Source organism: Acinetobacter schindleri CIP 107287 (genome assembly GCF_000368625.1).
GTDB classification, from domain to species: Bacteria; Pseudomonadota; Gammaproteobacteria; order Pseudomonadales; family Moraxellaceae; genus Acinetobacter; species Acinetobacter schindleri.
On sequence record NZ_KB849584.1, the window covers coordinates 1 to 9,424 of the forward strand.

At 37.3% G+C, this 9,424-nt stretch carries 14 protein-coding genes; 6 read left to right on the forward strand and 8 right to left on the reverse strand.

Features of this window, described 5'->3' with window-relative positions:
- From F955_RS16460 to F955_RS15345, 3 genes are all read right to left on the reverse strand, one after another.
- The coding region (locus tag F955_RS16460; protein ID WP_004896910.1) for an SMI1/KNR4 family protein at positions 1–179 on the reverse strand (179 nt) is incomplete at its 3' end.
- 519 nt (positions 180–698) lie between these two features.
- Positions 699–971: a NadS family protein gene (gene nadS, locus F955_RS15340; RefSeq protein WP_004896911.1), complete on the reverse strand. Its 273-nt coding sequence runs from the start codon at positions 969–971 to the stop codon at positions 699–701.
- Positions 964–1,284 (reverse strand): type II toxin-antitoxin system RelE/ParE family toxin, encoded by a 321-nt coding sequence (locus F955_RS15345; protein WP_004896915.1) that lies wholly within the window; start codon positions 1,282–1,284, stop codon positions 964–966. The genes nadS (F955_RS15340) and F955_RS15345 overlap by 8 nt, the downstream gene beginning before the upstream one ends.
- A 437-nt stretch (positions 1,285–1,721) precedes the next feature.
- On the opposite strand from F955_RS15345, the gene F955_RS16925 reads away from it, so the two are divergent.
- The gene (locus F955_RS16925) at positions 1,722–1,925 is read left to right on the forward strand and encodes a hypothetical protein (RefSeq protein ID WP_004896916.1); all 204 of its coding nucleotides are present in this window, start codon (positions 1,722–1,724) and stop codon (positions 1,923–1,925) included.
- Positions 1,926–2,019: 94 nt separating this feature from the next.
- On the opposite strand, the gene F955_RS15355 is transcribed toward F955_RS16925, so the two are convergent.
- Positions 2,020–2,739, reverse strand: coding sequence for a DUF6998 domain-containing protein (locus F955_RS15355; protein WP_001218546.1), 720 nt, complete (start codon positions 2,737–2,739; stop codon positions 2,020–2,022).
- Positions 2,740–2,756: 17 nt separating this feature from the next.
- Positions 2,757–3,023, reverse strand: coding sequence for a hypothetical protein (locus F955_RS15360; protein WP_006581723.1), 267 nt, complete (start codon positions 3,021–3,023; stop codon positions 2,757–2,759).
- A gap of 208 nt (positions 3,024–3,231) precedes the next feature.
- Here F955_RS15360 and mobQ point away from each other — a divergent pair, with 208 nt between their 5' ends.
- From mobQ to F955_RS15380, 4 genes are all read left to right on the forward strand, one after another.
- Positions 3,232–4,668 carry a MobQ family relaxase gene (mobQ, locus tag F955_RS15365; protein ID WP_004896920.1) on the forward strand — a complete coding sequence of 479 codons (1,437 nt, stop codon included), beginning with the start codon at positions 3,232–3,234 and terminating at the stop codon, positions 4,666–4,668.
- 101 nt (positions 4,669–4,769) lie between these two features.
- Positions 4,770–5,003, forward strand: a complete 234-nt coding sequence (locus tag F955_RS16645; RefSeq protein WP_034429840.1) for a hypothetical protein — start codon at positions 4,770–4,772, stop codon at positions 5,001–5,003.
- A 202-nt stretch (positions 5,004–5,205) separates the two neighbouring features.
- Positions 5,206–6,135, forward strand: coding sequence for a replication initiation protein RepM (gene repM / locus F955_RS15375; RefSeq protein WP_004896921.1), 930 nt, complete (start codon positions 5,206–5,208; stop codon positions 6,133–6,135).
- 66 nt (positions 6,136–6,201) lie between these two features.
- The gene (locus tag F955_RS15380) at positions 6,202–6,744 is read left to right on the forward strand and encodes a plasmid replication DNA-binding protein (protein ID WP_004896925.1); all 543 of its coding nucleotides are present in this window, start codon (positions 6,202–6,204) and stop codon (positions 6,742–6,744) included.
- A 257-nt stretch (positions 6,745–7,001) separates the two neighbouring features.
- On the opposite strand, the gene F955_RS15385 is transcribed toward F955_RS15380, so the two are convergent.
- The 3 genes from F955_RS15385 to F955_RS15395 all read right to left on the reverse strand — a co-directional run bounded on the left by F955_RS15385 (position 7,002) and on the right by F955_RS15395 (position 8,640).
- Positions 7,002–7,535, reverse strand: coding sequence for an SMI1/KNR4 family protein (locus F955_RS15385; RefSeq protein ID WP_004896928.1), 534 nt, complete (start codon positions 7,533–7,535; stop codon positions 7,002–7,004).
- A gap of 519 nt (positions 7,536–8,054) precedes the next feature.
- A complete protein-coding gene (gene nadS, locus F955_RS15390; protein ID WP_004896911.1) occupies positions 8,055–8,327 on the reverse strand; it encodes a NadS family protein in 273 nt (90 codons plus the stop codon).
- Positions 8,320–8,640 carry a type II toxin-antitoxin system RelE/ParE family toxin gene (locus F955_RS15395; RefSeq protein WP_004896915.1) on the reverse strand — a complete coding sequence of 107 codons (321 nt, stop codon included), beginning with the start codon at positions 8,638–8,640 and terminating at the stop codon, positions 8,320–8,322. Before F955_RS15395 ends, nadS (F955_RS15390) begins: the two co-directional genes overlap by 8 nt.
- A 437-nt stretch (positions 8,641–9,077) precedes the next feature.
- Between F955_RS15395 and F955_RS16930 the strand changes: the two genes are divergently transcribed.
- The gene (locus F955_RS16930; RefSeq protein ID WP_004896916.1) at positions 9,078–9,281 is read left to right on the forward strand and encodes a hypothetical protein; all 204 of its coding nucleotides are present in this window, start codon (positions 9,078–9,080) and stop codon (positions 9,279–9,281) included.
- Positions 9,282–9,424: the final 143 nt, after the last annotated feature.

Sequence of the window (9,424 nt, forward strand, 5' to 3'; positions counted from 1 at the left end):
TCTGTAAACTCATTGTTATGATCTAAAAACTCAAAATAGTTATTTTGAGGAGTTAATCCATTGTGTTTACTCAGTAATTCAACATAAGACTTAGGGAATTTATAACCAATAGACTCAGCATAATCTTCAATAATTTTTCTATCAATTTGGCCATGATCTGTGTAGACATCAATATTCATGTAATCTGCTCAATTAATTTTTTTATAGTATAAATTAGGAATTTAGATTTCCATTTAACATAATGGCCGTTATACGAAATGCATATTTTAAACACATAAAAATCAAATACTTGTGTTATAGTGATAATGCTCGACGATGTCGAAAAGCTGACTTGGAAACAAGTCGGCTTTTTTATGAGCGATTTTGATACTTCTTGCCAATAATTTTGTTTAAAAAGTAACCAATTTTGCGGTTTTTCCTGATTCCATCAGATGCCCAGGGCGAAAATTATCCCCAATTTCTGGGGATAAAATTTAAACCATTTGTAAGCTTTAGCTTACATAAATTCCGGTGCTTTGCTGCTATTCGTAATAGTGGAATTTTCATATGATTAAGTGGTCAGGAACAGGACGTTCCTTAGAATTACAAAGAATGAGCACCAGGATGGGGCCAGATACCACAAGCACTAAGCCTGCACAGACCTAAAGTTCCAATAAAAAACCCTGGCAGGATGCCGGGGTTTTTTATTATCTAAACTTTTAAATCAGAGTTGGATGGGCATCCAGAATGCGAATTAAAGTCGCTGCAGGACCAGTCGGATAACGACGGCCTTGTTCCCAGTTTTGTAGGGTTCTGGCACTGATATGCAAACGTGCAGCAAATTCAGCTTGGGTTAAGCCTGTCTTCTCACGTACTTCCTTAATATCCGGCAATTCAAGCTCAGTTACCCGGCTTGCTTTCATTTCATTGCGTTTGATGGCACCAGCTTCTTTGATTGAAGCAACCAGGTCATCAAATAAGTTGTTATCCATGAAATTGCTCCTTCACTAATTGACGCAAAATAGAGGTCTCTTTGTCTGTCAGGTTATCTTTCATAGACTTTGGATAAGCCACCAGGAAAAATATCTGATCATCTTCTGTGACCCAGTAATAGATCACACGGATACCGCCACTTTTACCTTTATTACCTTGAGCACAGCGTACTTTACGAATGCCACCGCCATTCTTGATTAAGTCACCTTTATCAGGCTGTACCAAGAGATCTTGCTGGAGTTGACGATACTCTTCATCACTTACAAGCTCTTTGATTTGCTTGGTAAAAATACTAGTTTCAATGAATAGCATAGGTTTAAGTACGTCAATGGCGTATAAGAATTTTAGCAGTTTTAGAATAAAAAAACGAGAGCTATAGGTTCTCTGTTATTCCCAAGTAGAAATGTCCTACCTAATAACCAAATAGAAATGTCCTATAAGTTCTTTATCCGACATAGACACCAACATATCAAACCGTCCGCTAAGGAAATCGCAAAAGCGCATATTCTAAAAGCGGACATTTTTATTTTGGAGAAACCGGACATTTCTATTTGGGGCTTACATTCTCGTTTCGCGTAACCGCCATTATGTTAAATAAATAAAAGTTGGGAGATTATTTATTCTTTCAATAGACAAAAACTTGCGGAATTTTTCTTAATTTGTAATCCTTTCGGCTAAGGGTGTCTAGCGTAGCTAAGACAGGTATTAGTTATAGTCGGGCCGCTATAATACGGATGACGAGTGCCTGTATGTTTAACCTAAATATCTTTAATAAGATCTCTAGCGAAGTATTGACCATCAAAAATGATCTTGAGCTGAATTCCGAGAATCAACTGATAACTAAATATAAGACTTCTACTTCTGAAGATTATAAAAAAGCAATTATTTTGATCTTTAAAGAACGTGGCTATACCAGGTTAGAAATAGGTCAGTTACTTGAAGGCCAACTCTAAAGACTTCCTAAAAATAACATAATACACGTTATACGAAAGGCCCTATTCATGGGCCTTTTGATCATAGATTTAACATAAAATCTCTTATGCGAAATCAGGTTGATCTAAAGTTCTTTATTGCCTTGATCACATGATCCCCTAATTGCTGAGTATTTTTAGGATTTCCGGCTGAATTATTTAAAGAGACATTTAAAGGGAGGGCTATCTGCCTCAAAATTTCTTTAGCTGATGGTTGTTTTTCACCATCCTTATAAACTTCAATTTTTGCATTTTCATATTGTTTTATCTCATATCCATCATAAAAAATATTATTTAAAATCAATAGCTCATGATTATTTTCAACTTTCAGTTCTGTTTCAGTAGGAATATTTAACCCTATATTTATTTTTGAATTAGCTAAAAGTATTTTGTTATAAATACCTAAAATATATTTCCCTTTGTATTCTCGTGACTTAGCCTGAAACTGCTCCATATTTAAGTCATAGACTACTTCAATACAGAGGTCCTCTGGGTTAATTCTTAAAACAATAATTCTGTCCACTAACTCAATCGTTTTAAGATTAAAATCGACATGACTTGCTGTAGTAACAGTCTTAACAGAAATTCTTTGTCCAGTACTGGAAACTACATCATAACCTCTCTGATTAACTGAATCAGCTAATTGTCCTAAGGTCATCATAGCTACATAAAGTTCCCCAATTCTTCCTGTTAAATGCCTTAATTCTGCAATAGGCATTCCCCAAGAGAGTTCTTTTTCAAACCATTCAATAGATTCACCTAAAGACTTAATAATATCGAATTGGCTCAATGCCATGATTGATTTCCTATCACTTATAAATTAAAGAGCTTACGATCACGTTCATCAGTCAAATACTTGTCCATCTGTGCAATCAATTTTGCCCGGGCCTGTTCATCTTCTTCAGTGATTTTTAGCATACAAGATCCGATTAGAATTTTGCGTCTAGTATCATCTTTACGAGCCTGTTCTTTCTCTTTAGCACGTTCTCTTGCAAGTGCTGCTTGTCTTTGAGCTTTAAGCTGTTTCAGCTTTTCTTCCTGGGCTTTAATTTTGCTGTCTAGTGTTTCAGTAACGCTCATTAATCCAATACCATCATCCTGGGAAACCATCCCTAACATAAGCGCACTTGAATATGCATTCAAGGTGCTATATGTATAGTAATGTTTTCCTCGAAGAGCGCACTTATGCAAACTTCGTTTGCAAGTCCGATTGGGGTCTCCCCAATACCCCGACAACCGTATCCACGGTTGTATTTCACTACGTGAAAATTTAAAAGCGAAAATAGGCATGGCGATTTACCACTTTTCAGTCAAAACCGTAGCACGATCAGCAGGGCGTTCCGCTACTGCTGCGATTGCCTATCGGGCAGGTGAAAAGATCTATTGTGAACGTGAGGGCCGAGAACATGATTACAGCCGAAAAACAGGTGTGGAATATAAAGAAATTTATTTACCCGAAGGCGCACCAGAACATTTAAAAAACCGGGAAAGACTCTGGAACGAAGTTGAACAACGGGAAACCCGAAAAAACTCGACAGTTGCCCGAGAATTTGAAATCGCTTTTCCAAGTGAATTAAATCAGGAACAACGCCTGGCCATGCTCGAAGAGCTATGCGCCAGTATCGTGGACAGACATCAGGTGGCCATCGATGCCTGTATTCATGCACCGCATACTGGATCTGGTAGTGATGAACGCAATTATCACGCGCATATCCTGATGAGCACACGCAAACTTACTCAGGAAGGCTTCACCGAGAAAACCCGGGAACTGGATCAGAAACACAGTGGAGAAATCGAACACTGGCGCGAACACTTTGCCGATATCTGCAATATGCACCTGGATCTGGCTGGATACACTGCCCGAGTCGACCACCGCAGCTACAAAGACCAGGAGAATGGTTTAGAAGCCACGCTGCACGAAGGGCCGAAAGTCACCGAACTGCGCCGAAAAGGGATTGAGACCGAAATCAGCCGAAGCAATGACGAAATCAAACAGAGAAATCAGGCTCAGCTGCAATACAGCAAAAATATGGATCTGCTGATTGCTGAAAATGAGATCAAACTCAGCACACTGAAAACAGAACAGCAGATCCAAATCAAAAATAGCACTAAAACGCCACCAATTGACGAAAAAGCCCTGTTTGAGGAAAAACAGAGGGAAACCCTTGGCAAAGTGCTAAAACGCGAAATCAGCGCAAAAGACGCGAATCTAGACCTGGATTTCATGCAGCGTAATCTCAAACAAGCCGAAATAACCCTGACCAAGCACCACAAACATCAAAATGAGTTCAATCAGCAACTTGCCCAGGAGATCGTGAAAAGCGGACTCAAGCAAAGTCATGACAAATTGCAAAGCCTGGTCGATCAACACAACGAATTAACTCAGAACAAACCCTTACTGTTTGGAAAAAAAGCCTGGGAAGCCCAACGTGATGCGATTTACCAGGAGCACAAAAAGCTGAAAGGTCAGCATGAACACCAGAAAAAACATGGTGTGAAGGATTTATTGGAAAATGAAAAGTTTAAAGAACATGCCTGGAAGCAGTACCAACAACAACATCCAGCCAAAGCCAAGCAATACCAGACTCTATACCCATCCTATCAAGTCATTAAAAAATGTGTGGATGAGATCAAAGCAGAACAACAGATGAAACTCAGACAGGAACAACAGCTCAAAGCACAGCAACATGCGCCTAAAATGAAATCTCGTGGCATGAGTCGCTAAACAGAGCGAGTGTCTACGAGCGAACTGAGAAAATTTGCCCATCCCTTTCCCTGATTACAAGCTCCCTATCCATTAATCACCTACCCTACAGAGCATCCCGCATGGGTGCGAACTTTCCAAATTTGATTCTTAAATCGAGCGTAGCGAGAAAAAAAGCTCATGAGCGAAGCGAATTCCGAGCTGCTTTTGATCTTGCTTTTGCTTTTTCTCAAATTCACGAAAATATGAACCAAAAATTGCCCCGACGAATCGAGCGAAAGCGAGATTCAATAGAGTTTGAGCGAAGCGAAAACCAAGGGCAATTTTTTACTCCCTGGGCTTTTAATTATTTTTAAGCTTTTAAATGCTTTTAATTAAGCTGTAATCCTTTATTCATAATGGTTCTAGAGATATTAAAACGAGGTTTACCTTGCATTAAAACGAGGTTTACCTTGCATTAAAACGAGGTTTACCTTGCATTAAAACGAGGTTTACCTTGCATTAAGCGAGATAATTATATAACCTCGTCTTATTGAATTAAAAATATAATCTTTTCATATGAAAACAGAACTAGTTGTTAAAGATAACGCCTTAATCAATGCCAGTTATAACCTCGATCTAGTTGAACAGAGGTTAATTCTCCTAGCTATTGTTGAAGCAAGGGAATCGGGTAAAGGGATAAATGCTAATGATCCACTAACAGTTCATGCTGAAAGTTATATTAATCAGTTTGGTGTACATCGAAATACGGCTTATCAGGCGTTAAAAGATGCTTGCGATGACTTGTTTGCAAGACAATTCAGTTATCAGAGTCTTAGTGAAAAAGGTAACATTATTAATCACAAATCAAGATGGGTGAGCGAGGTGGCTTATATTGATAATGAAGCTGTCGTTAGACTTATTTTTGCCCCTGCTATTGTGCCTTTAATTACTAGGTTAGAAGAACAATTTACAAAGTATGAAATACAACAAATAAGTAATTTAACAAGTGCTTATGCTGTTCGTTTATATGAAATATTGATTGCATGGCGTAGTACTGGAAAAACGCCTCTCATAACTATGTATGATTTTAGACAAAAAATAGGTGTACTCGAGACTGAATACAAACGAATGTATGATTTTAAAAAATATGTTTTAGACATTGCATTAAAACAAGTAAATGAACATACCGATATTACTGTCAAAGTTGAACAGCATAAAACAGGTAGATCTATTACTGGTTTTTCATTTAGCTTTAAACAGAAAAAATCAGCCACGCATTCAGTCGAATCTAAAAGAGATCCGAATACATTAGACCTCTTTTCAAAAATAACAGATAAACAACGCCATCTATTCGCCAACAAGCTCTCAGAGCTTCCTGAGATGAGTAAATATTCACAAGGCACAGAAAGCTATCAGCAGTTTGCTGTACGTATAGCTGCCATGCTGCAAGATGCAGAGAAATTTAAGGAATTACTTCCTTTACTCAGAAAATTAGGATTTCAATGACATTGTTAATTGAAATTGTTAAGTTAACAGTCAGGTATTAACACAAGTTGAAAACTGGTTTACATAATGAAAAAACTGTCAGTTTCAGAGTTAGCTAAGCTTTATGGATATTCAAGACAAGCCATATATGCACATATAAACAAAGGAAATTTATCTAAAGGATCTGATGGATTAATTGACTTTTCAGAGGCCCTAAGAGTTTTTGGGGAACCACAAAAAAAAGAGGATACAGTCAATCAAAGTCAATCAATTAACAGTCAAAACTTGACAGAAGTTGACTTACTAAAACGTCAAGTTGACATACTGGAAAAACAATTAAATCAGGCAATACAGAGAGAAAATCAATCTTTAGAACGTGAATCGTTTTATCAAGAACAGATTGAAGCTATGCAGCGCTTACTAGAAGCACCAAAAGCCAATATGACTACCTTTACCGATCAGAGCTTTAAACAGGATATAGCAACGGATCCTCGGTCGGAACTAGCAACGAACTATGACGAATTGACTACTCCTCAGCAAGACAATAAGCGTATTCCTATCCCGGAGCATGTTGAACCAGAACAGAAGAAGAGAGGCTTCCTAAGCCGCTTTTTCCTTCCATATGGTTAGCCAAGACTCCAGTTTTTTGAAGAGCCAATTTCAGTGCAAGCACTTGAAATAATGACTCCTCAAAAAACCGGATGATGTTTATTAAAACTGAATAAAACCGTGGAACATCGCTCAATTAGTGATCGTGGAACATGAATAATCAATAAAAAGCCGTTCTGGTGCCCTATACTCCAGAACGGCTTACGTTAATATAATGATATTTAAAGAGAAATATCAAGCATTTCGTATAAGGTGTATTATGTTAATTTTAGGGAAATTTAAAAATTATCCTCTTTCAATAACGCCATAAAAGAAGTGAAGTTATCTGCTAATTTTATAGTTCTCAACTTATTTTCAGTGGGTGATATTTGGATAAGGTCATCATGATAAATCAGAGTAATAGGTGGTTCATCAGTATCAAGATCATCTCTGTAATCAAAAGCTAGTAAGTCACCACCTGCACATTCTCCGAAAATCACTATGTGTTTATCCATAAACTCATACATGTATTCATCAGGCTGATTTAATTCAATTGCTTCATCTTTTTTGATGGAATCCTCATACTTTTTACGATCTTCCTCATCCCAAATTTCTATTTCTTCATATCCGTAGCTATAAAAATATACGTCTCTATCTGTAAACTCATTGTTATGATCTAAAAACTCAAAATAGTTATTTTGAGGAGTTAATCCATTGTGTTTACTCAGTAATTCAACATAAGACTTAGGGAATTTATAACCAATAGACTCAGCATAATCTTCAATAATTTTTCTATCAATTTGGCCATGATCTGTGTAGACATCAATATTCATGTAATCTGCTCAATTAATTTTTTTATAGTATAAATTAGGAATTTAGATTTCCATTTAACATAATGGCCGTTATACGAAATGCATATTTTAAACACATAAAAATCAAATACTTGTGTTATAGTGATAATGCTCGACGATGTCGAAAAGCTGACTTGGAAACAAGTCGGCTTTTTTATGAGCGATTTTGATACTTCTTGCCAATAATTTTGTTTAAAAAGTAACCAATTTTGCGGTTTTTCCTGATTCCATCAGATGCCCAGGGCGAAAATTATCCCCAATTTCTGGGGATAAAATTTAAACCATTTGTAAGCTTTAGCTTACATAAATTCCGGTGCTTTGCTGCTATTCGTAATAGTGGAATTTTCATATGATTAAGTGGTCAGGAACAGGACGTTCCTTAGAATTACAAAGAATGAGCACCAGGATGGGGCCAGATACCACAAGCACTAAGCCTGCACAGACCTAAAGTTCCAATAAAAAACCCTGGCAGGATGCCGGGGTTTTTTATTATCTAAACTTTTAAATCAGAGTTGGATGGGCATCCAGAATGCGAATTAAAGTCGCTGCAGGACCAGTCGGATAACGACGGCCTTGTTCCCAGTTTTGTAGGGTTCTGGCACTGATATGCAAACGTGCAGCAAATTCAGCTTGGGTTAAGCCTGTCTTCTCACGTACTTCCTTAATATCCGGCAATTCAAGCTCAGTTACCCGGCTTGCTTTCATTTCATTGCGTTTGATGGCACCAGCTTCTTTGATTGAAGCAACCAGGTCATCAAATAAGTTGTTATCCATGAAATTGCTCCTTCACTAATTGACGCAAAATAGAGGTCTCTTTGTCTGTCAGGTTATCTTTCATAGACTTTGGATAAGCCACCAGGAAAAATATCTGATCATCTTCTGTGACCCAGTAATAGATCACACGGATACCGCCACTTTTACCTTTATTACCTTGAGCACAGCGTACTTTACGAATGCCACCGCCATTCTTGATTAAGTCACCTTTATCAGGCTGTACCAAGAGATCTTGCTGGAGTTGACGATACTCTTCATCACTTACAAGCTCTTTGATTTGCTTGGTAAAAATACTAGTTTCAATGAATAGCATAGGTTTAAGTACGTCAATGGCGTATAAGAATTTTAGCAGTTTTAGAATAAAAAAACGAGAGCTATAGGTTCTCTGTTATTCCCAAGTAGAAATGTCCTACCTAATAACCAAATAGAAATGTCCTATAAGTTCTTTATCCGACATAGACACCAACATATCAAACCGTCCGCTAAGGAAATCGCAAAAGCGCATATTCTAAAAGCGGACATTTTTATTTTGGAGAAACCGGACATTTCTATTTGGGGCTTACATTCTCGTTTCGCGTAACCGCCATTATGTTAAATAAATAAAAGTTGGGAGATTATTTATTCTTTCAATAGACAAAAACTTGCGGAATTTTTCTTAATTTGTAATCCTTTCGGCTAAGGGTGTCTAGCGTAGCTAAGACAGGTATTAGTTATAGTCGGGCCGCTATAATACGGATGACGAGTGCCTGTATGTTTAACCTAAATATCTTTAATAAGATCTCTAGCGAAGTATTGACCATCAAAAATGATCTTGAGCTGAATTCCGAGAATCAACTGATAACTAAATATAAGACTTCTACTTCTGAAGATTATAAAAAAGCAATTATTTTGATCTTTAAAGAACGTGGCTATACCAGGTTAGAAATAGGTCAGTTACTTGAAGGCCAACTCTAAAGACTTCCTAAAAATAACATAATACACGTTATACGAAAGGCCCTATTCATGGGCCTTTTGATCACTTACTTAACATAAAATCTCTTCTACGAAATGCACGTGTTAGAACCCATTTAAAGTGTCTATATTCTCACCAATAAAAA